The organism is Polaromonas sp. CG_9.7 (genome assembly GCF_015752205.1).
Lineage (GTDB): Bacteria > Pseudomonadota > Gammaproteobacteria > Burkholderiales > Burkholderiaceae_C > Polaromonas.
Window position 1 is genome coordinate 15476 of the sequence record NZ_JADOVG010000010.1, and the last position, 25216, is coordinate 40691.

General features: G+C 59.4%; 23 protein-coding genes. 5 read left to right on the forward strand and 18 right to left on the reverse strand.

Translation table 11 applies throughout. The features are described from left to right. Positions 1-94 precede the first annotated feature (94 nt). From iscA to uvrB, 5 genes are all read right to left on the reverse strand, one after another. Positions 95-418: an iron-sulfur cluster assembly protein IscA gene (gene iscA, locus IWX87_RS11495; RefSeq protein WP_036811265.1), complete on the reverse strand. Its 324-nt coding sequence runs from the start codon at positions 416-418 to the stop codon at positions 95-97. 30 nt (positions 419-448) lie between these two features. Next, positions 449-853: a Fe-S cluster assembly scaffold IscU gene (iscU, locus tag IWX87_RS11500; protein ID WP_196863663.1), complete on the reverse strand. Its 405-nt coding sequence runs from the start codon at positions 851-853 to the stop codon at positions 449-451. Between the two features lie 69 nt (positions 854-922). Beyond that, a complete protein-coding gene (locus IWX87_RS11505; RefSeq protein ID WP_196863664.1) occupies positions 923-2140 on the reverse strand; it encodes an IscS subfamily cysteine desulfurase in 1218 nt (405 codons plus the stop codon). A gap of 76 nt (positions 2141-2216) precedes the next feature. After that, positions 2217-2753: a Fe-S cluster assembly transcriptional regulator IscR gene (gene iscR / locus IWX87_RS11510; protein WP_196863665.1), complete on the reverse strand. Its 537-nt coding sequence runs from the start codon at positions 2751-2753 to the stop codon at positions 2217-2219. Positions 2754-3002: 249 nt separating this feature from the next. Continuing rightward, complete coding sequence (gene uvrB, locus IWX87_RS11515) at positions 3003-5111, reverse strand: excinuclease ABC subunit UvrB (protein WP_231374760.1); 2109 nt, start codon at positions 5109-5111, stop codon at positions 3003-3005. A gap of 171 nt (positions 5112-5282) precedes the next feature. Between uvrB and IWX87_RS11520 the strand changes: the two genes are divergently transcribed. Next, positions 5283-6479: an amino acid aminotransferase gene (locus IWX87_RS11520; protein WP_196863666.1), complete on the forward strand. Its 1197-nt coding sequence runs from the start codon at positions 5283-5285 to the stop codon at positions 6477-6479. Between the two features lie 163 nt (positions 6480-6642). On the opposite strand, the gene IWX87_RS11525 is transcribed toward IWX87_RS11520, so the two are convergent. From IWX87_RS11525 to IWX87_RS11555, 7 genes are all read right to left on the reverse strand, one after another. Continuing rightward, positions 6643-7149, reverse strand: coding sequence for a disulfide bond formation protein B (locus IWX87_RS11525; protein WP_196863667.1), 507 nt, complete (start codon positions 7147-7149; stop codon positions 6643-6645). A gap of 276 nt (positions 7150-7425) precedes the next feature. Then, a complete protein-coding gene (locus IWX87_RS11530; protein WP_196863668.1) occupies positions 7426-8514 on the reverse strand; it encodes a sulfate/molybdate ABC transporter ATP-binding protein in 1089 nt (362 codons plus the stop codon). 22 nt (positions 8515-8536) lie between these two features. Beyond that, positions 8537-9529 (reverse strand): sulfate ABC transporter permease subunit CysW, encoded by a 993-nt coding sequence (gene cysW, locus IWX87_RS11535; protein ID WP_370583870.1) that lies wholly within the window; start codon positions 9527-9529, stop codon positions 8537-8539. Beyond that, entirely contained in the window at positions 9526-10419 is an 894-nt protein-coding gene (cysT, locus tag IWX87_RS11540) for a sulfate ABC transporter permease subunit CysT (protein ID WP_196863669.1), read from the reverse strand. Before cysT ends, cysW begins: the two co-directional genes overlap by 4 nt. A gap of 2 nt (positions 10420-10421) precedes the next feature. Next, the gene (locus IWX87_RS11545) at positions 10422-11414 is read right to left on the reverse strand and encodes a sulfate ABC transporter substrate-binding protein (RefSeq protein WP_196863670.1); all 993 of its coding nucleotides are present in this window, start codon (positions 11412-11414) and stop codon (positions 10422-10424) included. A gap of 53 nt (positions 11415-11467) precedes the next feature. Beyond that, entirely contained in the window at positions 11468-12109 is a 642-nt protein-coding gene (locus IWX87_RS11550; protein WP_196863671.1) for a peroxiredoxin, read from the reverse strand. Positions 12110-12324: 215 nt separating this feature from the next. Beyond that, positions 12325-13254, reverse strand: coding sequence for a LysR substrate-binding domain-containing protein (locus IWX87_RS11555; protein WP_196863672.1), 930 nt, complete (start codon positions 13252-13254; stop codon positions 12325-12327). 154 nt (positions 13255-13408) lie between these two features. On the opposite strand from IWX87_RS11555, the gene IWX87_RS11560 reads away from it, so the two are divergent. Next, complete coding sequence (locus tag IWX87_RS11560) at positions 13409-14062, forward strand: FMN-dependent NADH-azoreductase (RefSeq protein ID WP_196863673.1); 654 nt, start codon at positions 13409-13411, stop codon at positions 14060-14062. 84 nt (positions 14063-14146) lie between these two features. Here the strand turns inward: IWX87_RS11560 and IWX87_RS11565 are convergent, their stop codons facing one another. Continuing rightward, positions 14147-14695: an NADPH-dependent FMN reductase gene (locus IWX87_RS11565; RefSeq protein ID WP_196863674.1), complete on the reverse strand. Its 549-nt coding sequence runs from the start codon at positions 14693-14695 to the stop codon at positions 14147-14149. 308 nt (positions 14696-15003) lie between these two features. Between IWX87_RS11565 and IWX87_RS11570 the strand changes: the two genes are divergently transcribed. From IWX87_RS11570 to IWX87_RS11580, 3 genes are read left to right on the forward strand one after another with little or no spacing between them, the layout of a single operon-like run. Beyond that, positions 15004-16248, forward strand: a complete 1245-nt coding sequence (locus tag IWX87_RS11570; RefSeq protein WP_196863675.1) for a nitronate monooxygenase — start codon at positions 15004-15006, stop codon at positions 16246-16248. 54 nt (positions 16249-16302) lie between these two features. Then, positions 16303-17781 carry a DUF2868 domain-containing protein gene (locus IWX87_RS11575; RefSeq protein WP_196863676.1) on the forward strand — a complete coding sequence of 493 codons (1479 nt, stop codon included), beginning with the start codon at positions 16303-16305 and terminating at the stop codon, positions 17779-17781. Further along, positions 17778-19253 carry a DUF3482 domain-containing protein gene (locus tag IWX87_RS11580; protein WP_196863677.1) on the forward strand — a complete coding sequence of 492 codons (1476 nt, stop codon included), beginning with the start codon at positions 17778-17780 and terminating at the stop codon, positions 19251-19253. The genes IWX87_RS11575 and IWX87_RS11580 overlap by 4 nt, the downstream gene beginning before the upstream one ends. A 141-nt stretch (positions 19254-19394) precedes the next feature. Here the strand turns inward: IWX87_RS11580 and IWX87_RS11585 are convergent, their stop codons facing one another. The 5 genes from IWX87_RS11585 to IWX87_RS11605 form a co-directional block, all read right to left on the reverse strand. Further along, entirely contained in the window at positions 19395-20096 is a 702-nt protein-coding gene (locus IWX87_RS11585; protein WP_196863678.1) for a VIT family protein, read from the reverse strand. Between the two features lie 266 nt (positions 20097-20362). Then, a complete protein-coding gene (locus IWX87_RS11590) occupies positions 20363-20836 on the reverse strand; it encodes a histidine phosphatase family protein (RefSeq protein ID WP_196863679.1) in 474 nt (157 codons plus the stop codon). Positions 20837-20842: 6 nt separating this feature from the next. Next, positions 20843-22903, reverse strand: coding sequence for a polyphosphate kinase 1 (gene ppk1, locus IWX87_RS11595; RefSeq protein ID WP_370583871.1), 2061 nt, complete (start codon positions 22901-22903; stop codon positions 20843-20845). A gap of 231 nt (positions 22904-23134) precedes the next feature. Beyond that, entirely contained in the window at positions 23135-24829 is a 1695-nt protein-coding gene (locus IWX87_RS11600) for a thiamine pyrophosphate-binding protein (RefSeq protein ID WP_196863681.1), read from the reverse strand. A 71-nt stretch (positions 24830-24900) separates the two neighbouring features. Continuing rightward, a complete protein-coding gene (locus IWX87_RS11605) occupies positions 24901-25203 on the reverse strand; it encodes a hypothetical protein (RefSeq protein WP_196863682.1) in 303 nt (100 codons plus the stop codon). Positions 25204-25216: the final 13 nt, after the last annotated feature.

Here is a 25216-nt window from a genome sequence, read left to right on the forward strand (position 1 = left end):
GAAATGAAAAAGCCGCCGGCACGGTTAGTGAAGGCGGCATTTGAAAAAATCGATACGCAATATTGCGCCGTACAAAATATCGCCTGCCTGCCGCTCAAACGCGAAAGCTCTCCCCGCAACCACAGCGGTCACGTTCATTGGGATTGATGAACTTGAAGCCTTCATTCAAGCCTTCGCGTACAAAATCAAGCTGGGTGCCGTCAATGTAGGCCATGCTTTTGGGATCGACCAGCACCTTCACGCCGTTGTCTTCAAACACGACATCTTCAGGCGCGATTTCATCGGCGTATTCCAGCTTGTAAGCCAGTCCTGAGCAGCCGGTGGTCTTGACGCCCAGGCGGACACCCACACCCCGGCCACGCTTGCTCATATAGCGGGTCACGTGGCGGGCGGCAGCGTCGGTAAGGGTAACGGACATATCAATCGCTCGAAGTAAACAGATGGTTGGTCAATGTGCAGTTGCAGCGGCAGTCAGATGCTTTTTCTTGTAATCGTTCACTGCTGCCTTAATGGCATCTTCTGCCAAGATAGAGCAATGAATTTTTACTGGGGGCAACGCCAGTTCCTCGGCAATAGCACTGTTTTTGATGCTAGCCGCCTGGTCCAGCGTCTTGCCCTTTACCCATTCAGTCACAAGTGAACTGGAGGCAATGGCCGAGCCGCAGCCGTAAGTCTTGAAGCGAGCATCCTCAATCACGCCAGTAAGCGGATTTACCTTGATCTGCAGCTTCATCACGTCGCCGCAAGCCGGCGCACCGACCATACCGGTGCCCACGGTTTCGTCGCCCTTTTCAAAAGAACCGACATTCCGGGGATTTTCATAGTGGTCGACCACTTTTTGACTGTAAGCCATTAAATTAACTCCTTGAATTCTGGTTATAGGGCAGATGACTGGTTCAAAGTCACCTGAATGCCTGTTTGATTAATGCTCTGCCCACTGGATGGTAGACAGATCAACACCATCCTTGAACATTTCCCAAAGAGGTGACAAGTCGCGCAGTTTGGCCACGTTTTCCTTGATGGTGGCCACGGCGTAGTCAATTTCTTCTTCGGTGGTCCAGCGGCCAATCGTCATGCGAAGGCTGCTGTGCGCCAGTTCGTCGCTGCGGCCCAAGGCACGCAGCACATAGCTGGGTTCCAGGCTTGCCGAAGTACAGGCTGAACCACTCGACACCGCCAAACCTTTGATGCCCATGATCAACGACTCGCCTTCGACGAAATTGAAGCTCATGTTCAGGTTGTGCGGCACGCGCTTTTCAGCATGGCCATTGAGAAAGACTTCTTCCACGTCCTTCAGACCATTGAGCATGCGCTCATGCAACATTCGGATGCGCTTGTTCTCTTCATGCATCTCGGCCTTGGCGATGCGATAAGCCTCGCCCATGCCAGCGATTTGATGGGTCGGCAAAGTACCCGAACGCATGCCGCGCTCGTGGCCACCACCGTGCATTTGCGCTTCAAGGCGAACGCGCGGCTTGCGGCGTACATACAGTGCGCCAATACCTTTGGGACCATAAGTCTTGTGCGAGGTCAGGCTCATCAAATCGATCGGCAAAGTTGCCAAGTCGATGTCAACTCGACCAGTGGCCTGCGCTGCATCAGAGTGGAAAATAATGCCTTTCTCGCGGCATATCTCACCAATGGCAACCATGTCCTGAATCACGCCAATTTCGTTGTTGACGAACATGACGCTCACAATGATGGTGTCCGGGCGAATCGCTGCCTTTAGAACCTCAAGGTCCAGCATACCATCGGCCTGAACATCCAGATAGGTGACATCGAAGCCCTGACGCTCCAATTCGCGGCAGGTATCGAGCACCGCTTTGTGCTCGGTCTTGACCGTGATGAGGTGCTTGCCCTTGGTCTTGTAGAAATGGGCTGCGCCTTTCAAAGCCAGGTTGTTTGACTCGGTGGCGCCACTGGTCCAGACGATCTCGCGCGGGTCGGCACCGATCAATGCAGCCACCTGTTCGCGGGATTTCTCCACCACGGCCTCCGCTTCCCAGCCCCATGCATGGCTGCGGGATGCAGGATTGCCGAAATGCTCGCGCAACCACGGGATCATTGCGTCCACTACCCGCGGATCGCAAGGGTTGGTGGAACTGTAGTCCATGTAAATCGGGAAGTGTGGGGTTTCCATTGGGAAGGCTCTCTTGTTTTTAGTGGCGGACGACTTGATAAATAATTGCGTTGCGGCGATGGGTTTCGAAAACCCGTCAAGATTTGGAAAAAGCGTTGCCGAGTGCAAAAACCGAATTGGGTGCATTCACACGCATCGGCTTGACGATGGGGGATGCAAAAACAGCTTTTTTAACCTGCGGCGTACTTTCAACCATCACGCCTTTGGCCAGTTGATCATCGACCAGCTTTTGCAAACTGACCGAGTCAAGAAACTCGACCATTCGGGTATTTAAAGAAGACCAGAGGTCATGTGTCATGCACCGCGTGCCGTCATCCTGGCAATTTTCCTTGCCACCGCACTGAGTGGCATCGATGGGCTCGTCTACCGAGACAATGATGTCGGCAACGGTAATTTCAGACGCCTTGCGACCCAGCGTGTAACCGCCACCGGGCCCACGGGTCGACTCGACCAGTTCATGGCGACGCAGCTTGCCAAACAACTGCTCTAGATAGGAAAGGGAAATTTGCTGGCGCTGGCTGATCGCTGCCAGCGTGACCGGGCCGTTGTTCTGGCGTAACCCCAGATCAATCATCGCGGTGACCGCAAAGCGGCCTTTGGTTGTAAGACGCATAACAAGCTCCTTCAAGTGTGCTTGACTGTCGTTTGACCCCGAAAGCTTGTGACTATCAGGGAACTTTTTCTCGGTTTTCTGATTAGCATCAATGTTGCTAGCAGGAGTTTTCTAATATTGCAAGGTTCTTGACTAATTTCGTCAAGTATAGCACGCGAGGTCATTTTTAGCATGTCAGCGTTCTGTGAAGCAGGGCAATAACCCCAATCAAAACAACATCCCGAAGGCTGGCGGCAACCAAAGTCACAGTCAGGCCGCCGATGAAATTGGCACCACATTGTCGCTACCGGGCGCGCCAAAAGCCTGCTCCTTCAGTACATGCAACTGGTCGCGCACCCGGGCTGCCTTTTCAAACTCCAGGTTTTTCGCATGCTCGACCATCTGCTTTTCGAGGCGCTTGATTTCACGCGAGACATCTTTTTCGCTCATGTCCTCGACCAGCGCTTTTTGCAATTCCAGCTTTTGCGCATCCTTGCCGGATTTTTCGCTGTACACCCCATCAATCAGGTCCTTGATGCGCTTGACGATGCTGCGCGGCGTGATGCCATGCAGGGTGTTGAAGTCCAGCTGCTTGTTTCGCCGACGTTCCGTTTCGCCCATCGCTTTTTTCATCGAATCGGTGATCCGGTCGGCATACAAGATGGCGCGGCCATTGATGTTGCGGGCAGCGCGGCCAATCGTCTGGATCAGGCTGCGCTCGGACCGCAGGAAACCCTCCTTGTCGGCATCCAGAATCGCCACCAATGACACCTCCGGAATGTCCAGCCCTTCGCGCAACAGGTTGATGCCGACCAGCACATCGAAAGCGCCCAGTCGCAAATCACGCAAAATCTCGACCCGCTCGACGGTTTCCACGTCACTGTGCAGGTAGCGCACCTTCACGCCGTTTTCGCTCAGGTAATCGGTCAGCTGCTCGGCCATGCGCTTGGTCAGCGTGGTGATCAAGACCCGTTCGTTGATATTGACGCGAATGCGGATTTCCTGCAGCACATCATCAACCTGATGCGTGGCAGGCCGCACCTCGACCTGCGGATCGACCAGCCCGGTCGGCCGCACGACTTGTTCGACCACTTGTCCCGCATGCTCATTCTCGTAAGCCGCCGGCGTGGCGGAGACGAAAATCGCCTGGCGCATCTTGGTTTCAAACTCCTCGAATTTCAGTGGCCTGTTGTCCAGCGCGCTGGGCAGCCGAAAGCCGTATTCAACCAGCGTCGTCTTGCGTGCCCGGTCGCCGTTGTACATGGCGTTGAGCTGGCCGATCATGACATGGCTCTCGTCCAGGAACATCACCGAGTCCTTCGGCAAATAATCGCACAGCGTGGACGGCGCCGAACCGGGTGGCGCGCCGCTCAGGTGGCGGGTGTAGTTCTCGATGCCCTTGCAGTGGCCGATCTCACCCAGCATTTCGAGGTCAAACCGGGTGCGTTGCTCAATGCGCTGGGCTTCAATCAGCTTGCCGTCGGCGATGAACTGCCCTACCCGCTCGGACAATTCAAGTTTGATGGTTTCCACTGCCGTCATCACCTTGTCGCGTGGTGTGACGTAATGGCTTTTCGGATACACCACGAAACGCGGGATTTTCTGCCGGATACGTCCTGTCAGCGGGTCAAACAGCGAAAGCGTCTCGATCTCGTCGTCAAAGAGTTCGATGCGTATGGCCAGTTCCGAATGCTCGGCTGGAAATACATCAATCACGTCGCCACGCACCCGGAAAGTGCCGCGTGCAAAGTCGGCATCATTGCGGCTGTACTGCATGCGGATGAGTCGCGCAATCACATCGCGCTGGCCCATCTTGTCGCCAATCCGGGCAATGAACCGCATCTGGGTGTAGTCCTCCGGGGCGCCAATGCCGTAGATCGCACTCACGGTCGCCACGATGATCGTGTCGCGCCGCTCCAGCACGCTTTTTGTCGCCGACAGCCGCATCTGCTCGATGTGCTCGTTGATGGCCGAGTCCTTTTCAATGAACAGGTCGCGTTGCGGCACATAGGCTTCAGGCTGGTAGTAGTCGTAGTAGCTGACAAAATACTCGACCGCATTTTTCGGAAAAAACTCCCGGAATTCGCTGTACAGCTGCGCAGCAAGCGTTTTGTTCGGCGCAAACACGATGGCGGGCCGGCCCAGCCGGGCAATCACATTGGCCATGGTGAAGGTTTTGCCCGAGCCGGTCACGCCGAGCAGGGTTTGAAAGACTTCACCGTCCCTGACCCCTTCGACCAGCTTGTCGATAGCTTGCGGCTGGTCGCCCGCTGGCAGGTAGGGCTGAAACAGCTCAAAAGGCGAATCCGGATAACGGACAAACTGGCCGACGCCGGCGGAATCCGTCGCATCGGCCGTCACTTCCATGATTTCTGGCATAAAAACCCTATTCAAGCCCCGTTAAAATCCAGGGCAACTAAACACACTATGACATTCGGGCGAAGGCGTAAATTGCAATCCCCGCCGTCCGTTGATCAGACCTTTTGCCGGGACATAACCCGGCGCCATCCGCCTTGCCCAAGGCAAATTTTTCACTTCTAAGGATATTCCATGTCTTTGTTTACCGCCGTCGAAATGGCCCCGCGTGACCCGATCCTGGGCCTGAACGAACAATTTGGCGCCGACACCAATGCCGCCAAGGTCAATCTCGGCGTAGGCGTCTACTACGATGACAACGGCAAGCTGCCTTTGCTCGAATGCGTGCAGATTGCTGAAAAACACATGATGGAAACGCCCAAGGCACGCGGCTATCTGCCCATCGACGGGATTGCCGCCTACGACTCGGCCGTCAAGGGGCTGGTGTTTGGCGCCGACAGCGAACCCGTCACCTCGGGCCGGGTTGCCACGGTGCAGTGCATCGGCGGCACCGGCGGGCTGAAAGTTGGGGCCGACTTTTTGAAGCGCCTGAACCCCAATGCCAAGGTGCTGATCAGCGACCCGAGCTGGGAAAACCACCGTGCCCTGTTCACCAACGCGGGCTTTACCGTCGAAAGCTACCCTTACTACGACGCGGCAACCCGCGGCATCAATTTCGACGGCATGCTGGCCGAGCTGAATGCCGCGCCAGCCGGCACTGTCGTCGTGCTGCACGCCTGCTGCCATAACCCAACCGGCTATGACATCACCGCTGCCCAGTGGGACCAAGTCGTTGCCGCCGTCAAGGCCAACAAGCTGGTGGCGTTTCTGGACATGGCCTATCAGGGTTTTGGCTACGGTCTTGAAGAAGACGGCGCTGCCATTGGCAAGTTTGTCGCTGCCGGCCTGGACTTTTTTGTTTCCACCTCTTTTTCCAAGAGCTTCAGCCTGTACGGCGAACGCGTTGGCGGTCTGAGCGTGGTGTGTGAGAGCAAGGAAGAAGCCGGACGCGTGTTGAGCCAGCTCAAGATCGTCATCCGCACCAACTACAGCACCCCGCCGATCCATGGCGGCACGGTGGTCGCCACGGTGCTGAACACGCCCGAGCTGCGTACGTTGTGGGAAAAAGAACTAGGCGAGATGCGCGTGCGCATCAAGGCCATGCGCCAAAAGCTGGTCGATGGCCTGAAGGCCGCTGGCGTGAAAGAGGACATGGGCTTCATCACGAAGCAGATCGGCATGTTCAGCTACTCAGGTCTTTCCAAAGACCAGATGGTTCGCCTGCGCAATGAATTCGGCGTCTATGGCACTGACACCGGCCGCATGTGCGTGGCAGCGCTGAACAGCAAGAACATCGATTATGTTTGCGCATCGATTGCCAAGGTGATCTAAAGCCATCGCGGGCGGGCCGAAAAGACGCCGCTTCAAACCCATGCCAGTCAGCACTGCGCTGACTGGCATTTTTTTCATCAAATCAGCCTTTCGCGCTTGCCTCATATTCAGTTACAGCTATATTTTCAATAGCAATTAAAGCAAATGGCAGCGCTTGACCGAATCATCGCTGACGGGACTGCCTGACAACCAGTGTCAACGCCATCACAGCAATCAGCGCAAAGCAGACAAAAGACCAGTTGGCAATCGAGCCGCCCAGAAAGGTCCAGTCAATCGCGGTGCAGTCGCCGCCGCCCTTGAAAATCATGGGAATCGCTCGCTTGAGCGGAAAAGTTTCGATCATTCCGTAGAAGTCACGGCCGCACGAGACGATTTCCGGCGGATACCACTGTAAAAAACTCTGCCGTGCCGCCACAAAGGCGCCAAAGCCCGACAGCAACAAAAGCAAGCTGGCACCGGTGATCAGGAAATTTCGCCGGGCGCTCAAGGCGCTGACGCCTGCAACGATGGCGACCAGCACCAGGGCATAGCGCTGCACGATGCACATGGGGCAAGGCTCGAGCCCCACCACATGCTGCAAATAAAGACCAAAAGCCAGCAGCGCAACACACACTGCGGCTGTCAATGCCAGCAAGCGGCGCGGCATGGTGTCGAAATACGTCAAAAACATTCAATTCCCTCTTGGTTGATCAATTTAAGGATTGTCCGATGGTTCGTTGAAACCGCCCCGGATTAGTTCCTGCAAAAATCGACTTGGTCGCGCTTTAGAAGGCCTGCAAGGGTAAGAGCGCAACCCGCGTGACCGGAAACGACTACCAATAAGAATCAGCATTTTTGCTACTGAAAAAATAGCATCAAGCGCTTAACCAGCCTGCGCATGAGACCCTTTTCAGCAACAAAACACTATTTTTTTGTCAGAACTGACGCGCGTTAGCCGTGCTTGTCGTCAAATTCCCTCGCCTGCCTCAACGAAGACACGTGCCTTGCGGGGCGTGACCACCAGCTTTTCGCCTTCCTTCAGACCCATGTCCCTGAACTGGTGCGACGGCATTTGCACTTCGATCAGGGATTCCGCCGACGGTTTGTCAGAATCGACCGGAACCAGTTCCAGCCGGGCAATCGGGCCGATGACAATTGCGCGGTCCAGCATCGCGACAATGCCGTCGGCGCCAGGCGCATAACGCGCCACCTCAAAATCGTGCGGACGCACATAGGCAAAGGCCTTGGCGTTTTGCGCGCCGCTGTGCTCGGGCGAGTCCAGCTTCATGCCATCCAGATGCACCTCGCCTTCATGGGCGCGGCCATGGAACAGGTTCACGTCGCCGAGGAAGCCATACACAAACGGGCTCGCAGGATGGTCCCAGACCTGTTGCGGCGAGCCAATCTGCTCAACCTTGCCCTGGTTCATCAACACCACGCGGTCGGCGACTTCCAGCGCTTCTTCCTGATCGTGCGTGACGAAAATGCTGGTGACATGCAGGTCGTCATGCAGGCGCCGCAGCCAGCGGCGCAATTCCTTGCGCACTTTGGCGTCGAGCGCACCGAAGGGCTCGTCGAGCAATAGCACCTTGGGCTCGACCGCCAGCGCGCGCGCCAGGGCAATGCGCTGACGCTGCCCGCCGGACAGCTGCGACGGAAAGCGGTCGGCCAGCCAGTCGAGTTGCACCAAACCGAGCAGTGAATGGACTTTCTCCTTGATCTGCGCTTCGCTCGGCCGCTGGCCACGCGGCTTGACACGCAGGCCGAAGGCGACGTTCTCGAACACCGTCATGTGCCGGAACAACGCGTAATGCTGGAACACAAAGCCAACGCCGCGCTCGCGCACATGCACGTCGGTGGTGTCCTCGCCGCTGAAGAAAATGCTGCCCTGGTCGGGCGTTTCCAGCCCCGCGATGATGCGCAGCAGCGTGGTCTTGCCGCAGCCCGAGGGGCCGAGCAAGGCGACGAGTTCACCGGCTTCAATGTCCAGACTCACGTCTCCCAAGGCCTGGAAGTTGCCAAACTGCTTGCTGACGTTGCGTATTTCGATACCCATGATTTATTTTTCCTGCGTGTTTTCAGCGAACGGCAGCCAGCGCCTGCGGCCGCTCGGGCGGTAACTCGGCCGCAGACTTGAGTTCAGAGTCGTGTCGCCATTCGGCGACCGACTTGATGGCCAGCGTGACCAGCGCCAGGATAGCCAGAAGCGATGCCACGGCAAACGCAGCCACCGACTGGTATTCGTTGTAGAGGATTTCCACGTGCAGCGGCAAGGTGTTGGTCTGGCCGCGAATGTGGCCCGACACCACCGACACTGCGCCAAATTCACCCATGGCGCGCGCATTGCACAGAATGACGCCGTAGATCAGGCCCCACTTGATGTTGGGCAGCGTGACGCGCCAAAACGTTTGCCAGCCGGTGGCGCCCAATACGATGGCGGCCTGCTCTTCGTCGTTGCCCTGCGCCTGCATCAGCGGAATCAGCTCCCGCGCGATGAAGGGAAAGGTGACAAACACGGTCGCCAGCACGATGCCCGGCACGGCAAAGATGATCTTGATGTCATGCGCCTGCAGCCAGGGCCCAAACCAGCCTTGCGCGCCGAACAGCAGCACGTACATCAGCCCAGCCACGACCGGCGACACCGAGAACGGCAGATCGACCAGCGTCGTCAAAAACGACTTGCCGCGAAACTCGTACTTGGCAATCGCCCAGGCGGCGGCTACGCCAAACACCAGGTTCAACGGCACGGAAATCGCCGCAGCGATCAGGGTGAGCTGGATGGCCGACCAGGCGTCGGGCTCTTTAAGCGCTTCCAGATAGGCGCCAAAACCCTTGCGCAGCGCCTCGGTGAACACGGCCGCCAGCGGCAAAATCAGAAACAGCAGCACGAACAGCAGCGCCACCGTGATGAGCAGGTAGCGGACCCACGGCGCTTCGGTCGTGCCAGCCCTGGCGCGGCGAATAAGTTGCGAAGACGTGTGCAGCGACGGGCCGCCCCTAGCAAGCACCGCCCCCTCGGGGGGCAGCGCAGTACGCGAAGCGACAAGCATGGGGGCTTTTTTATCGCTCATGACGAGGCTCCGGTGTTTTTTCGCTGCCAGGTCTGCAGCGCATTGATGACCAGCAGCAGGACGAACGAGATGACCAGCATCACCACCGCCACGGCTGTGGCACCGGCATAGTCGTATTGCTCCAGCTTGCCGATGATGATCAGCGGCGTGATCTCGGAAATCATCGGCATGTTGCCGGCAATGAAGATCACCGAGCCGTATTCGCCAATCGCCCGCGCAAACGCCATGGCAAAGCCAGTCATCAGGGCCGGGGCGATATGCGGGAAGATCACCTTGGTGAAAATCTGCAAGCGGTTGGCACCTAGCGCGGTCGCGGCTTCTTCAAGCTCTTTTTCGGCGTCTTCGAGCACCGGCTGCACCGTGCGCACCACAAACGGCATGCCGACGAAAATCAGCGCAATCACCACGCCTGCAGGCGTGAAAGCCAGCTTGATGCCCATGGGTTCAAGGTACTGGCCAAGCCAGCCATTGCCGGCCAGCAGCGCTGTCAGGGAAATGCCGGCGACTGCCGTGGGCAGCGCAAACGGCAAATCCACCAGCGCATCGACGATTTTCTTGCCCGGAAACTTGTAGCGCACCAGCACCCAGGCCAGCAGCAGGCCAAACACCAGGTTCACCAGCGCGGCAATCAGCGACGCGCCAAAGGTCAGCCGGTAAGACGCCATGACGCGCGGCGACGTGACGGCGAAGATGAATTGCTCCCAAGTCAGCGTGAAGGTCTTGAAGAACAGCGCGGTGATCGGAATCAGCACGATCAGGCTGAGGTATAGGATCGTGTAACCCAGCGTCAGCCTGAAGCCCGGCAACACCCGCTGCGGGGTTCTTTTGGGGCCGGAACGAAGAGGGGGCGCCACCCCAGCGGATGACGCCCCGGAAGTCAAGGCACGCATGCTTACCGGACGGTGTAGAGCTTGTCGAACTGGCCACCGTCATTAAAGTGGACTTTTTGCGCTTCGCTCAGTGAGCCGAACATTTCCTGCACCGTGAAAAGCTGGATTGGCTTGAAGGTGTCGCTATACTTTTTGAGGATGGCTTGCGAATACGGACGCATGGCGTGCTTGGCTGCAATTTCCTGGCCTTCGTCCGAATACAGGTAGTCAAGGTAAGCCTTGGCCAGAACCGCCGTGCCTTTCTTGGCCACGGTGCGTTCCACCACTGCCACCGGGTTTTCAGCCAGGATGCTGATGGACGGGTATACCGCGTCCGCCTTGCCTGCGCCAAACTCCTTGTTCACCGACACCACCTCCGATTCGAACGTTACCAGCACGTCGCCAATGTTGCGCTGCAAGAAGGCCGTGGTCGCATCGCGTCCGCCCTTGCCCAGCACGGGCACGTTCTTGTACAGCTTGCCAACAAACTCGGCAGCCTGCGCGTCGGTGGCGCCCTTTTTCTTGGCGTAGCCCCAGGCCGCCAGGTAGGTGTAGCGGCCGTTGCCTCCAGTTTTTGGGTTAACCACAATCACTTGAATGCCCGGCTTGGTCAGGTCGTCCCAGTCCTTGATGCCCTTGGGGTTGCCGTTGCGCACCAGAAACAGCATGGTCGAGGTGGTGGGCGAGGCATTGCCGGGGAAGCGCTTGGCCCAGTCCTTGGCCACCACGCCGGCATTCGCCAGAAACTCGACATCGGTCGAGGTGTTCATGGTCACGACATCGGCGTCCAGTCCGTCGGCCACCGATCGCGCCACGGCGCTGGATCCGGCATGCGACTGGTCGATCTTCACGTCCTTGCCGGTGGTTTTCTTGTAATGGGCGATGAACGCTGCGTTGTAGTCCTTGTAGAACTCACGTGCCACGTCGTACGAGCCATTCAGCAGGGTCTGGCTTGAAGCGATACCGCTGGCGGCCAGGGCCAGGGTTGCCAGGGCAATCTTGAGTTTAAAAGTCATGCGGGGTCCAGAAAAGCAAAGGGAAAAATCGGAAATGATAGCTGATGCAATGCTTACTTGTTGGGCTGGGGCGTCATGCGCAGATAAGGACGCACGGCGGTGAAGCCCTTGGGAAAGCGCTGCGCCAGCTCGGCCGGGTCCTGAATACTGGGAACGATGACCACGTCGTCGCCGTCTTTCCAGTTCGCCGGCGTTGCCACCTTGTGGCTGTCGGTCAGTTGCAGCGAGTCGATCACGCGCAGGATTTCATCAAAATTGCGGCCGGTGCTGGCCGGATAGGTGAAGGAGGTGCGAATGATTTTTTTCGGGTCGATGATGAACACGCTGCGCACCGTGGCGGTGGTCGAGGCGTTCGGGTGAATCATGTCATACAGGTTGGCCACGGTCTTGTCGGCATCGGCCAGGATCGGGAAGTTCACCGTCGTGTTCTGGGTTGCATTGATGTCGCTGACCCACTTGCCATGCGAGTCAAGCGGGTCGATGCTGATGGCAATCGGCTTGACATGGCGCTTGGCAAATTCGCTGGAGAGTGCAGCGGTTTTGCCGAGTTCGGTGGTGCACACCGGTGTGAAGTCGGCCGGGTGTGAAAACAGCACCACCCACGCATCGCCCGCCCAGGCATGAAATGCAATAGGGCCTTCGGTCGAGTCCTGGGTGAAGTCAGGTGCCGTGTCGCCGAGTCTCAAAGTGGTCATGGTGTGCTCCCGGGATTATTCAAAAAAATCATTGTGGACACAAAAACTTAAAACTCAAAAGAATACATTCTTCTTAATTTATTAATTAAATCGAATAAGACAAGCCTATTGAAAAATTGAAAAATGGCTTCTCAATGTCGATTACTCATTTTTTAATAGCATTCTGCGCATGTATCTATTGCGCAAAATGTCAATTCAATATGAGGAATTCTCCTTCAACCAGCGTCTTGCAGGACCGTTCCGATGACTTGATCGCCCTGCATGTGCTGACCCAGAAAATCAAGAAAACTGCGTACAGCGGGTATCTGGCCACGCCGTGAAGGAAACACGGCATGCACCATGCCGGGCTTGGGCACCCATCCGGGCAATACCGGCACCAGCAATTGCGCCTGCAATTCGGCCTGGCTGATGCTGTCCGGCAAAAAACTGACGCCTGTGCCGGCAAGCACCGCGAGCTTGAGTGTTTGCAGGTCGTCGGCCACATAGCGTGGCTGGTGATGAAAGGTAAATTCCTGCCCTTCCGGCCCCATCAGCACCCAGGCGCTTTTGCCGTCTGCCGAAGACATGGCAAGCGTGTCCAGCCCGGCCAGGTCTGCTGGCGTAGCCGGCATACCCTGGCGGCGCAACTGCACCGGGCTGGCCAGCAGGTGCCCGGAAGTCGCACCAAGCTGCTTGACGACCAGGCTGCCGCTGTCGTCCAGCGTTGGCCTGACGCGCAATGCGACGTCAACGCCCTCCTCCACCAGATCAACCACCCGGTTGGTCACTCGCAGGTCCAGTTTGACGCGCGGAAACATCGCCAGGTAACGGGGAATCAAATAGCCCAGCGTGCTTTGGGCCAGTGTCACCGGACAGGTCACGCGCAGCAGGCCGCGCGGCTCGACCTGCAACTGCGCCACGGCATCGGCGGCGGCGATGGCTTCGTCGCGCATGGCGCTGCAGTGCCGCAAGTAGATGTCGCCCACTTCGGTCAGCGAGAGCTTGCGCGTGGTGCGCTGCAACAGGCGAACGCCCAGGCGCGCCTCCAGTTCGGCGACCCGGCGCGACAGCCGGGACTTGGGCACGCCAAGCGCCCGCCCGGCAGCGGCAAAACCGCCCCGCTCGGCCACTTCGGCAAAGTACAACATGTCGTTCAGGTCTTCCATGCGGGTTCCTCCGTACCGACCATTGTCCTGCATGCAGAACAATCTATCGCGATTTTGCCGTCTTATCAAGGCATTGGCCTAGCTGGACAATCTATCCATGGTCAACACCAGACTGTCACCTTCACAAACTCTTCAAAACCGGGGATTTTTTATCATGACCAAGCTTCTTCACATCGACTCCAGCATCCTTGGAACCAACTCCGTTTCGCGCCTGTTGACGGCGCAAATCGTGGCCTCTTGGCGTGCCGCCAACCCGGCCACCGAGATCAGCTACCTTGACCTGGCGGTCGATACGCCGGGCCACTTCTCAGCCGATGCCATGGGTTTTCGCCTGCCGCCCAGTTCAGCCACGTTGAGCGATGTGCAAAAGAATGAAAACGCATTATCTGAAGCCCTGGTGGCGCAGTTTCTGGAAACTGACGTGCTGGTGATTGGCGCGCCGCTCTACAACTTCTCCATTCCCACCCAGCTCAAGGCCTGGATTGACCGCATTGCGCAGGTTGGCCGTACCTTCAAGTACACCGAAAAAGGCCCGGTCGGCCTGGCAGGCGGCAAGACGGTGATTGTGGCGTCCACCCGCGGCGGCATCTACTCCACCAGCGATGCCGGCATTGCAATGGAGCACCAGGAAAGCTATCTGAAGACAGTGTTCGGCTTTCTCGGTGTGACCGATGTACGCATCGTGCGCGCCGAGGGCCTGGCCATGGGAGAAGCCGCCAAGTCGGCTGCACTGGCCTCCGCCGGGCTTGACATCCTGGCCCAAACCCGCCTTGCCGACAACCAGCCCCAGGCAGTCCTGGTGGCTTGAAACGGTTACAGGCCTGGCCGGCCTTTCGGCCTGGATGCAAAAAACCCGCAGGCGCGGGTTTTTTGCATTGGTGAAGGCAAGGCTTCAGGCGTGTCGCTTAACCCAGGCCACGTACGCATCCACCCAGCTCTGCATGAATTTCTGGCTGGCTTCGGCGATGTTGCCGTCGGCGTCATACAACCCTTCCTTGTTGTGGATGAAGGCTTCAGGCTGGCCAAGCGTGGGCATGTTCAGATAAGCCAGGATATTGCGCAGGTGCTGCTGCGCCATGGCCGTGCCGATCGGGCCGACCGACGCGCCCATGATGGCGGCTGGCTTGCCGTTCCAGCTGCTTTTGCCATACGGACGCGAGGCATGGTCAATCGCGTTTTTCAGCACGCCGGGGATGGAACGGTTGTATTCTGGCGTGAAAAACAGCACGCCCTGCGCGGCCGCAATCTCGCCCTTGAGGCGCGTCACCTGCGCGCAGGGATGGCTGTCGTCGTCCTGGTTGTAGAGCGGCAAGTCGTCAATGCGGACCTGGATGAAACTGAAATCTGCCGGAAACAGCTTTTCCAGTGCCCCGGCGAGTTTCCTGTTGAACGAGTCTTTGCGAAGACTGCCGACCACGACGGCGATTTGGTATTGAGCCATGAAATACCTCCAGAAAACCCACCGGCAATCCGGCAAGACGGTTTATAAAAAAAGGCGGCACGAGCAGCCTATTATGCAAAGTTCTGCCAAATTTTTTGGCCGGCCGACCTGCATCCCGGCCACGCAATGCACGGACATTGATCCAAATCCTGTTGCCCGTGACGGTTTACTGCACTGCTGACCCAACTCGGGCCGGCCAAGGCATTAACATTATGGGTATTGACAAGTGCATTCCTCCAGGGACGTAAATCGTCAGGAAATGCCGAAGCGCAGGAAAGCGCCGTCACTCCCTAGCTACAAGGATTCCGATGAAAAGAGTTGATGATTTCCGCCTGAAATTCGGCCAAAAGGAACTGGTGCCGATCATGATTGGCGGAATGGGGGTTGATATATCCACTGCCGAGTTGGCACTGGAAGCGGCGCGCCTGGGCGGCATTGGCCATATCTCCGACGCGCTGGTGCATGACGTGTCCGACCGGCGTTTTGACACCTCGTTTGTCAAAGGCAAGACCAAGTTCTACAAGAGCAACATCACCAATTCAGACAAGAGCAGCGTCCAGTTCGACCTGGGCGAACTGGCAGAGGCCACCCGGCTGCATGTCGGCAAGACCATGGAAGCCAAGCGCGGCGACGGCATGGTGTTCGTCAACGTGATGGAAAAGCTGACCATGAATTCGCCGCGCGACACGCTGCAGGTTCGGCTCAATTCGGCGTTGGACGCAGGCATTGACGGCATTACCCTGAGCGCCGGACTGCATTTAGGCTCGTTCGGCCTGATGGCCGAGCACCCGCGCTTTCGCGAAGCCAAGATGGGCATCATCGTGTCGTCGGTGCGTGCCTTGCAGTTGTTCCTGCGCAAGACCGCCCGCCTGGGCCGGCTGCCGGATTATGTGATCGTTGAAGGTCCGCTGGCCGGCGGCCACCTGGGCTTTGGCATGGACTGGGAAAAATATGACCTGGCCACCATTGTGAGTGAGATTTCGGCTTTCCTGAAAATCGAGCAGCTTGACATTCCCCTGATTGCCGCCGGCGGCATTTTCACCGGAAGTGACGCGGTCGGGTTCCTTGAAAACGGCGCGGCGGGTGTGCAGGTGGCCACGCGCTTCACCGTGTCCAACGAATGCGGCCTGCCGCCCGAAGACAAGCAGGAATACTTTCGCGCCAGCGAAGCGGACATCACGGTCAACACCATTTCGCCGACCGGCTACCCGATGCGCATGCTGAAAAGCTCGCCAGCCATTGGCTCGGGTATCCGGCCGAATTGCGAGTCCTACGGCTACCTGCTCGACGGCAACGGCAACTGCGCTTACATCACGGCCTACAACGAGCAGATTGCCCTGCATCCGGACGGCAAGAACATCGTGGTCATGGACAAGACCTGCCTGTGCACCCACATGCGCAACTACAACGTCTGGACCTGTGGCAGCAGCACCTACCGCCTGAAGGACACAACACACCTTCAGTCCGACGGCACCTACCTGGGCCTGAGCGCTGAACACATCTTCCGGGACTACCAGTTCAGCGTGGACCACCAGGTGATGCTGCCCGCCTAAGCGCCCAAATGCCGCCGCCCACTTCAGCCATGCCGCACGCCACGGAAGAAATGCATGAATGAACAGGCGGCCCGGGACGTGGTTCTGGTTCGCGCCATTGAAACGGCTGACCACGCGCGCGAAATTTTGAGTGAGGACGACCGCCGCCATGCAAGCCGCAGCGCCACGGAACTGGCGCAGTGGCAGGCGTCCCACGCGGGCTTGCCCGTGACGGCAGACACCTTTTTGCAGCAGCGCGCCGGACAGATTCTCCAGCGCCTGTCCGAGCGGCATGCGGCGTTCGGCGCCATGCTTCGTCGGTCCGGGGCTCTGAAGCTGTTCTGGACCGGGCTACCGGTCGTGGCCCTGCTGGCCGGAATTTTCATGGACCGGATCACTGACGCGCACCGGGTTGACCTGCTGTCGCCGCCATTGCTGCTGATCATCGGCTGGAACCTGGCGGTCTACGCAAGCCTGCTGGTCTGGCGCTGGCTGCCATTTGGCAAGCTGAAGAATTCCGAATCGACTTTGGTGCGCCTGCTCAGCATGGGCCGCACGCGTCTGCCGCGCAAGCTGCCGCCCGTGCTGGCAAATGCCTTGCTGGCCTTCTTGGCCGAGTGGGGCCAGCTCAGCCGGCGGCTGACGCTGGACCGGCTGGCCCGCACCCTGCACCTGGGTTCGGCCCTGTTTGCCATCGGTGCGGTGCTGTCGCTGTATGCGCGCGGTTATGTCGCGCAGTATTCGGCAGGCTGGGAAAGCACTTTTCTGGATGCGGGCCAGGTTCATGCCTTGCTGTCGGCGCTGTTCATGCCCGCCATGGCGATTTTTCCGCTGCAGGGATTTTCGCTGGCCGACATTGAAGCCCTTCACTTTGGACAGACGCCTTCGTCTTCATTGGGTGGCGCGCGCTGGGTGCATCTGTATGCCGCCACGCTCTTCTTGCTGGTTGTGCTGCCGCGTGTGCTGCTGGCCGGCGCTGCCCAATGGCGCGTCAATAAAGAAACCCGGAATTTTCCGCTGAACCTGGAGCAGCCCTATTTTCGCAAGCTGCTGAAAGCACTTGGCGGTGCGCCCGGCATGCTGCGGGTGCTGCCCTACAGTTTTGCGGTGGATGAAGCGCGAGACAAGGGTTTGAGCCAGCTGGCGGTCCGACTGCTGGGCGAGCATGCGCGGCTCATGCTTCGTCCATCAGTGGCCTATGGCGACGAACCGCACGATGCGCTGCGCGAGTTCAAGCTGAACAACAGCGAAGCCACCGTCACGGCGGTCCTGTTCAGCCTGGCAGCCACGCCTGAAAAGGAAAACCATGGCGCCCTGCTCGACCACTTGGTGCGGGCATCGGCGCGCGGCATTGCGGTGCTGATTGATGAATCAGGCTACCTGGAACGGGTCGGCACGCAAGCCGGTGGCAAGGAAAGAATGGCTGAACGCATTGACCTGTGGCGCCAGTTCTGCCGCTTTCACCAGGCACCCGCCACCTTTGTCAACCTGCTCCATCCCGATGCCCATACGCTGGACGACGGCGCTGGCCTTGCCTTGTCGGCAACCACATGACCGACGCCCCGGTCCAGATCCAGCTGGCGCTGGTGTCGCACACCAACAATGGCAAGACCACGCTGGCCCGGACGCTGCTGGGCGCCGATGTCGGCGAAGTGCGCGACGCCGCCCATGTCACCCTGACATCCGAAGCGCATCCGCTGCTGACGACAGGCATTGGCGATGCCCTGCTGTTGTGGGACACGCCCGGCTTTGGCGATTCGGTGCGGCTGCTCAAGCGGCTCGGTATGGCCGACAACCCGATTGGCTGGTTTTTGCGGGAAGTGCTGGACCGCTACAGTGACCGGCCGTTCTGGCTCAGCCAGCAGGCATTGCGCACCGCCCGCGATGCGGCCGATGTGGTGCTGTACCTGGTCAATTCGGCCGAGCATCCGGGCGACGCCGGCTATCTGGCGGCTGAGATGAATATTTTGCAGTGGCTGGGCAAGCCGGTGATGGTGCTGCTCAACCAGACAGGACCGCCGCGTCCGGCGCCCGAAGAGCAGGCAGAACTGATGCGCTGGAGCCGTCACCTGGAAGCCTTTCCCATCGTGCGCAAGGTGCTGGCGCTCGACGCCTTTGCCCGCTGCTGGGTGCATGAACGGGTGTTTTATGAAGCCGTCGGCCAGTGGGTCGAACCTGACAAGGCCGCCGGTTATGCCCGCCTGCTGGCAGCCTGGGACGCGAGCCATGAAGCACGCTTTCAGGCGTCAATGCAGCTGGCGGCGCAACAACTGGCGACGGCAGCGCAGGACCGCCAGGCGGTCGATCCCGAGAGCCGGTCGTTGCTTAATTCAGCATTACAGGCAACCGGCTTGCGTAAGAGCTTCAAGCTCAAACGCGAAGACCAGGCCATGGGCATTCTGGTCGAGCGGCTCAACGACAGCATTGCCGAAACCACACGCAAGCTGCTGACCCTGCACCGGATCGACCCCGGCGAGGCGACGCGCATCAACCAGCGGGTGCGCGAGAATTTTGCCGTTCGTGCGCCTATTGACAAGGCGCAGGCGGGCATGCTCGGCGCAGTGCTGTCGGGCGCGGCAACCGGCTTGTCGGCGGACCTCATGGCGGGTGGCCTCACCCTGGGTGCCGGTGCCCTGCTGGGCAGCGTGGTCGGTGCCTTGGGATTTGCCGGTGCGGCCTGGGGTTTCAATTCAAGCACCGACCGCGAACAGACCACGGTGCAATTTACTGATGAATTCATGCGCACGCTGCTGGTGACCAGCGTGTTGCGCTACCTGACCGTGGCGCACTTTGGGCGCGGGCGTGGCCATTTTGCACAAAGCGAAGCCCCGGCTTTCTGGCAAACTGAAGTTGAACGGGCCGTCGCCACCGAAGAAGCTGCCGTGGGCCGCTTGTGGCAGACACTGCGGCAACCGGCCTCATCTGCAGACACATCGGTCAGTTCTGCGCAGGCGCTGCTGATGCGCATCAACTCGTCCGTGCTGCGTCAGCTGTATCCGGACGCTGCATTCCCGCATCGCGCTTAGCGCGTACGGATTTCAGTTCAAACAAACTTTAGACATGAAAAATGGCTTTTGCGCTTATCTGTCTTGCTTTATCAGCTATTTATTCGATAGCAAAATCGCCATAGACGGATTCGACACGGGGAAAGCCGCTCTGCTTTCGCGCTAAACCACAGCCCCGAACAGCGCGCCCACCCCAGCGGTGATCGCCATGGCCAGCGCGCCCCAGAAAGTCACGCGCCAGGCGCCGCCCAGGATTCCGGCACCGCCCGCACGCGCCGCTGTGCCCCCGAGCAAGGCCAAAAATCCAAGTGAAGTGACGGGCACCCAGGCGCTCAAGGCATTGACAGGCGCCAAAGCCGTGACCGCCAAAGGCAGCGCCGCCCCTACGGCAAAGCTCGCCGCCGATGCGATGGCGGCCTGGATTGGGTTGGCAAGCAAGGCGGTGGAAATACCCAGTTCATCGCGCACATGCGCGCCCAATGCGTCATGTTTCATCAGTTGACCGGCCACCTGGTCCGCCAGTTCAGGCGTAAGGCCGCGCTTGACGTAAATGCCCGCCAGTTCGGCATGTTCGGCCTCGGGATGCAGCTCGATTTCCCGGCGTTCGCGTTCCAGTTCGGCCTTTTCGGTGTCGGCCTGCGAATGCACCGAGACATACTCCCCCGCCGCCATCGACATGGCCCCGGCCATCAGCCCCGCCATGCCAGCCACCAAAACAGCCTGCGGGGTGGCTCCGGCGGCCGCCACGCCCAGCACCAGGCTGGCGGTGGAAACAATGCCGTCATTGGCGCCCAGCACTGCGGCGCGCAGCCAGCCGATGCGGTCGGTCCGGTGGCGCTCCTGGTGGCGATTCAATGGTTTCATGGAATCAACACTCCGGTAATAGGTAAAGTCATTTCTGATTTGGTGCCCAATTATTGAGCGCTTTACCAGGGTGAAGCATTTGAGTCATTCAAGCAGTCTCTTTTTGAGCTCGCCTGGCATTCGCAAAAAGTTTTAGAAAGTTTTTGCATTTTGCAACCCGTTTTTTTCATCCTTTTTCCCGCGACATCCACGCCGGTCATGGAAGTTGACACCACTACCGGGAAGCGGCATTCTCAGCGGAGTTCAGTTGAGAATTGAAAATGAAATCAAAGCATCTCGGGGGACTGAACGGTCACCACAACGGTCTGTATCTGGCCCTCGCGTTCCCGGGTACGCAGCCACCAAACCGCCCCTTTTTTGATGGCACAGTCGCTTTCATGCAAGCCCAGCAACCTGGCAATTGTTTGGCCCAGCGTGGGCTGGTGCCCTATCACCAGAATGAGCGACTTGCTGTGAGGCCATTGCACCAGTTCCAGCAAGGCATCGGGCATGGCGCCGGGCACCAGCTCGGACCGGATTTTGAACTTTCGTCCCAGCGCCAGGGCCGTTTGCTCGCAGCGCCGCGCCGGACTCGACACGATGCGGGCGCTGCCGGGCAGTTGCCGGTCCAGCCATTCGGCCATCTTGGCCGCCTGCTTGTCGCCGCGCGCAGTCAGTTTACGTTCCAGGTCACTGCGCGCATCGGATGTGCCCTCGGGCAGCGCGTGTGCTTCTGCATGACGCCACAGGATCAGGTCCATGCTTGACTACCTTTCGCGGGGTTTCAAGGCCGAGTAGCGCGCCATCAGCGCGGCTTGCGCGCCATGGCGCTTTTCAGGGTCTGCCGGGTTCACCAGCACATACGTGCCATCGGCCTGCAAATCCCACGCATCGCATCCGTCGTGAAGGTAAGCGACCAGGCATTCGTCGATGATGCGCTGGCGAATCACCGGGTCGTTCACCGGCCACGCCAGTTCCACGCGGCGCAGCATGTTGCGGTTCATCCAGTCGGCGCTTGACAGCAACAAGGTTTCTTCGTCGCCAGAGCGGAAGTAAAACACCCGGGTGTGCTCCAGAAAGCGGCCAATCACCGAGCGAACCCGGATGTTGTCGGTCACGCCCTTTACCTGCGCTGGCAGCATGCAGGCACCGCGAACGATCAGGTCGATCTTCACCCCGCACTGCCCGGCCTTGACCAGCGCGCGCATCAGGTCCTCGTCGGTCAGCGCATTGGTCTTGACGACGATGCGCGCGTCCTTGCCAGCCTGCGCTGCCTGGGCAAGCGCAGCGATTTTCTCCAGCAGCTTGCGCTGCAACTGGAATGGCGCCAGCAGCAGATGGTGCAGTTTGGGCAGGCGGCTGTGGCTCGCCAGGTGCACGAACACATGGTCGATGTCGGCCGTCAGCAACGGGTCGGCCGTGAGGTAGCTGATGTCGGTGTACAGGCGCGCTGTGCCGGGGTTGTAGTTGCCGGTGGACAGGTGGGCATAACGCACCAGACGCCGCCCTTCGCGCCGGGTGACGAGCAGCATCTTGGCATGTGTCTTCAGGCCCATCACGCCATACACCACTTGCGCACCGATGGATTCGAGCATCTCGGCCCAGTTGATGTTGGCCTCTTCGTCGAAGCGCGCCTTCAGCTCGACCACCACCATGACTTCCTTGCCGCGCCGCACCGCTTCGCGCAACAGCAGCATCAGCTCTGAATCAGGACCGGTTCGGTAAATGGTTTGCCGGATCGCCAGCACCGACGGGTCGTTGACCGCCTCGCGCAAGAAGGCCAGCACGCCGTCAAAGCTTTCAAAAGGCTGGTGGATCGACACGTCGCCCAGGCGAAGCCGATCGAAAAACGACTGGCCTGGTACCAGTTGCTTCGGATAACAGGCCTTGTAGCGTGGAAACAGCAGTTGGGGGTCATTGACCAGATCGACCAGTTGCGTCAGCCGCACCAGGTTGACCGGGCCATGCACGCGGTACAACGCCTGCGTTGGCAGGCTGAATTGTCCAAGCAAAAAGCTCGACAGATACTCCGAGCAACCGGCTGACACTTCGAGCCGGACCGCCTGGCCGTAGTGACGCTGCTCCAGCCCCAGGCGCAGCGCAGTGCGCAGGTTCTTGACATCGTCCTCATCAACTTCCAGGTCGGAATGGCGGGTCACACGGAATTGCGAGAACTCGCCGACTTTGCGGCCGGGAAACAGATCGGCCAGATGCGCGCGAATCACGCTGGACAGCGACAGGAACAGCTTGTTGCCCTTTTCAGCCCCCCGGCTCGGCATGTGGATGAGGCGCGGCAGCACACGCGGCACCTTGACAATGGCGATTTCATTTTCGCGGCCAAAGGCGTCGCTTCCGCCCAGCCGGACGATGAAGTTCAGCGACTTGTTGGCCACCTGCGGAAACGGGTGCGACGGATCAAGCCCGACCGGCACCAGCAACGGCCGCACTGCGCGTTCAAAATAAGTTCTCACCCAGCGCCGCTGCACTGCATTGCGCTCGCCATGCGAGACGATGCGGATGCGGTGCCGGGCAAACGCTGGCAGCAGCTCGTCGTTATAAAGCGCATATTGGCGTGCCACCATGTCGTGCGCCATGGCAGAAAGCGTCTTGTACGACGCGACCGAACAAGTGCCTTTCAACTCGTTGTTGCGAGCCGCTGTCAGGTGCGCCACCGCGCGAACTTCAAAAAATTCGTCCAGATTGGACGAGACGATGCACAAAAACCGCAAGCGCTCGAGCAAGGGCACGTCGGGGCGCCGCGCCCAGTCCAGCACCCGCTCGTTGAAGGCGAGGATGCTGTGGTCGCGGTCAAGAAACTTGACGGGCACGGCGACAGAGACCGGAGATAAGGTCGAGGCTGAAGGTAACAAGACAGGTCTTTGTGGTCAAAAAAATAGCCCCTAGTGTTGTCTGCTTTGATGACAGCCTTGTGACAGCTGGCAGCCTTTATGGAGCGACTGTCATCGCCGCCTGACAAATTGAAAAGTCTGATTTCACATCATTTCTTAAGAAAAAAAAGCCGTTTGCGCAATACCCACGGGCGCAAGCAGCTATCATTTTCACAATCCCTTTTGCAGTGCGGCCTGCGTGATCGATGACAGCGTGGCGCGCGTGGTGATGACTTCGGGGTCGAGCATGACCTCGATCAGCGTGCCTTCGGGCCGGGCCAGCGCAGCCAGCAGTTCGGCCTCGAATTCGCCGGTGCGGGTGATGCGCACGCCGGCATAGCCGTAGGCGCGGGCCAGGGCAGCAAAGTCCGGGTTGTTCAGACGCGAGCCGCTTTCGTGCTGCGGATAGGTTTTTTCCTGGTGCATGCGGATGGTGCCGAACATGCCGTTGTTCAGCAGCACGATGATGCTTTTGGCGCCATGCTGCACGGCCGTGGCCAGTTCCTGGCCGTTCATCAGGAAGTCGCCGTCGCCGGCAATCGTGAACGCCACGCGTCCGGTCGTGATGGCTGCGGCAATGCCGGCCGGAACGCCATAGCCCATCGCGCCAACGGTGGGCGCGAGTTGCGTCTTGTGGCCCTTGACCAGCCCGTGGTGCTTGAAGAAGCGGTGAATCCAGCTGGCGAAATTGCCTGCGCCGTTGGTCAGCACCGCGTCTGCCGGCAAATGCTGCTGCAGCAGGCCGACGATGGCCGGCATGTCGATGTCGCCGGGCAAAGCTTGCGGCACCAGGTTGGCCAGATAGTCTTCGTTGGCCGAAGCAGTCCAAGCTTCCCATGGCACGTTAACCGGCGCGGTCAGCACTTCGAGCGAACGCGCGGCGGCATTCATCGTGGCATTGATCGCTAGGTCGGCCTGGAACACGCGGTTCAGTTCCTCGGCACTGGCGTGGATGTGCACCAGCTTTTGCTTGGGGCACGGCGCTTCGATCAGCGTGTAGTTGCCGGTCGTCATTTCACCCAGGCGCGGGCCGATGGCGATGATCAGGTCGCTGGCCTTGACGCGCGCGGCCAGTTTCGGGCTCAGGCCAATGCCGACATCGCCGGCATACAGCGGGTGGTGGTTGTCAAAGGTGTCCTGAAAACGAAAGGCGTTGCCGACCGGCAGCTTCCAGTTCTCGGCAAAGCGCTGCAAGGCCTGCGCCGACTGCGGCGTCCAGCCGCCGCCGCCTGCAATGATGAGCGGCTGCTTCGACGCCAGCAGCATCTCGCGCAAAGTGCGCAAAGCGCCGGGGTCGCTCCAGGCTTGCGTCGCCTCCACACGCGGCAAGGGCTGGGCAGCGGTCATGCGCGTCAGCATGTCTTCGGGCAGCACCAGCACCACCGGGCCGGGACGGCCGTTCATGGCCGTGGCAAAGGCGCGCGCGACGTATTCCGGAATGCGGTCGGCGTCGTCGATGCGCTCGACGCGCTTGGCGAAGCCCTTCGTGCTTGGGCCGAAAAAGCTGGAATAGTCCACTTCCTGGAAAGCTTCGCGGTCGCGGCAATCGCTGGCCACGTCGCCGACCAGCAGCACCATGGGCGTCGAATCCTGGAACGCCGTGTGCACGCCAATCGAAGCGTTGGTGGCGCCCGGCCCGCGCGTGACCATGCACACGCCGGGACGGCCGGTGAGCTTGCCATGCGCTTCGGCCATGAAAGAAGCGCCGCCTTCCTGGCGACAGGTGATGAAACGGATCCGGTCCTGGCGCGCATGCAAGCCGTCGAGCACGGCAAGGTAGCTTTCTCCGGGAACGCCGAATGCATGGGTGACGCCCTGGGCCAGAAGGCAGTCGACAAGAAGGTGGCCGGCAAGTTGTTGGGTCATGCGCTTTATTGTGCCTTGGCGAATGCGGCACCAAACCGCCGCGGCCGTCTCGAAACGCGGCGGCGCCCGGCTTATTCCGGCGTGGCCGGGTCGGCGTCTGCGCCACCGCTTTCCAGCGCCTGGCGGTCCAGTTCCTCGTCACTCAGCGGTGGCGCGTCTTCCAGCGCGGCGAGCTCTTCGAGCAGCGCTTCGTCAGGCGGCTCGTGGCCAAGCAGCACTTCCTCGATGCGCTGGGTATAGGTTTCGGCGTGAAGCGCATCAAGCCCGCTGGTGGCGGGCGGAAATTTGTCGCCGAGGTCGGCCATGACAGTGTCTGATTTTTCTTCTACCCAGCGGACAAAGTCGTTAGCGGGAGGGGTCTGTGAAGCTGTCATTAAATTCTCCTGA

Excerpts from the sequence above, each read along its gene's own strand:
- iscA (WP_036811265.1), bottom strand. The coding sequence starts at position 418 with ATGTCCGTTACCCTTACCGACGCTGCCGCCCGCCACGTGACCCGCTAT.
- iscU (WP_196863663.1), bottom strand. The coding sequence starts at position 853 with ATGGCTTACAGTCAAAAAGTGGTCGACCACTATGAAAATCCCCGGAAT.
- IWX87_RS11505 (WP_196863664.1), bottom strand. The coding sequence starts at position 2,140 with ATGGAAACCCCACACTTCCCGATTTACATGGACTACAGTTCCACCAAC.
- iscR (WP_196863665.1), bottom strand. The coding sequence starts at position 2,753 with ATGCGTCTTACAACCAAAGGCCGCTTTGCGGTCACCGCGATGATTGAT.
- uvrB (WP_231374760.1), bottom strand. The coding sequence starts at position 5,111 with ATGCCAGAAATCATGGAAGTGACGGCCGATGCGACGGATTCCGCCGGC.
- IWX87_RS11520 (WP_196863666.1), top strand. The coding sequence starts at position 5,283 with ATGTCTTTGTTTACCGCCGTCGAAATGGCCCCGCGTGACCCGATCCTG.
- IWX87_RS11525 (WP_196863667.1), bottom strand. The coding sequence starts at position 7,149 with ATGTTTTTGACGTATTTCGACACCATGCCGCGCCGCTTGCTGGCATTG.
- IWX87_RS11530 (WP_196863668.1), bottom strand. The coding sequence starts at position 8,514 with ATGGGTATCGAAATACGCAACGTCAGCAAGCAGTTTGGCAACTTCCAG.
- cysW (WP_370583870.1), bottom strand. The coding sequence starts at position 9,529 with ATGAGCGATAAAAAAGCCCCCATGCTTGTCGCTTCGCGTACTGCGCTG.
- cysT (WP_196863669.1), bottom strand. The coding sequence starts at position 10,419 with ATGCGTGCCTTGACTTCCGGGGCGTCATCCGCTGGGGTGGCGCCCCCT.
- IWX87_RS11545 (WP_196863670.1), bottom strand. The coding sequence starts at position 11,414 with ATGACTTTTAAACTCAAGATTGCCCTGGCAACCCTGGCCCTGGCCGCC.
- IWX87_RS11550 (WP_196863671.1), bottom strand. The coding sequence starts at position 12,109 with ATGACCACTTTGAGACTCGGCGACACGGCACCTGACTTCACCCAGGAC.
- IWX87_RS11555 (WP_196863672.1), bottom strand. The coding sequence starts at position 13,254 with ATGGAAGACCTGAACGACATGTTGTACTTTGCCGAAGTGGCCGAGCGG.
- IWX87_RS11560 (WP_196863673.1), top strand. The coding sequence starts at position 13,409 with ATGACCAAGCTTCTTCACATCGACTCCAGCATCCTTGGAACCAACTCC.
- IWX87_RS11565 (WP_196863674.1), bottom strand. The coding sequence starts at position 14,695 with ATGGCTCAATACCAAATCGCCGTCGTGGTCGGCAGTCTTCGCAAAGAC.
- IWX87_RS11570 (WP_196863675.1), top strand. The coding sequence starts at position 15,004 with ATGAAAAGAGTTGATGATTTCCGCCTGAAATTCGGCCAAAAGGAACTG.
- IWX87_RS11575 (WP_196863676.1), top strand. The coding sequence starts at position 16,303 with ATGAATGAACAGGCGGCCCGGGACGTGGTTCTGGTTCGCGCCATTGAA.
- IWX87_RS11580 (WP_196863677.1), top strand. The coding sequence starts at position 17,778 with ATGACCGACGCCCCGGTCCAGATCCAGCTGGCGCTGGTGTCGCACACC.
- IWX87_RS11585 (WP_196863678.1), bottom strand. The coding sequence starts at position 20,096 with ATGAAACCATTGAATCGCCACCAGGAGCGCCACCGGACCGACCGCATC.
- IWX87_RS11590 (WP_196863679.1), bottom strand. The coding sequence starts at position 20,836 with ATGGACCTGATCCTGTGGCGTCATGCAGAAGCACACGCGCTGCCCGAG.
- IWX87_RS11600 (WP_196863681.1), bottom strand. The coding sequence starts at position 24,829 with ATGACCCAACAACTTGCCGGCCACCTTCTTGTCGACTGCCTTCTGGCC.
- IWX87_RS11605 (WP_196863682.1), bottom strand. The coding sequence starts at position 25,203 with ATGACAGCTTCACAGACCCCTCCCGCTAACGACTTTGTCCGCTGGGTA.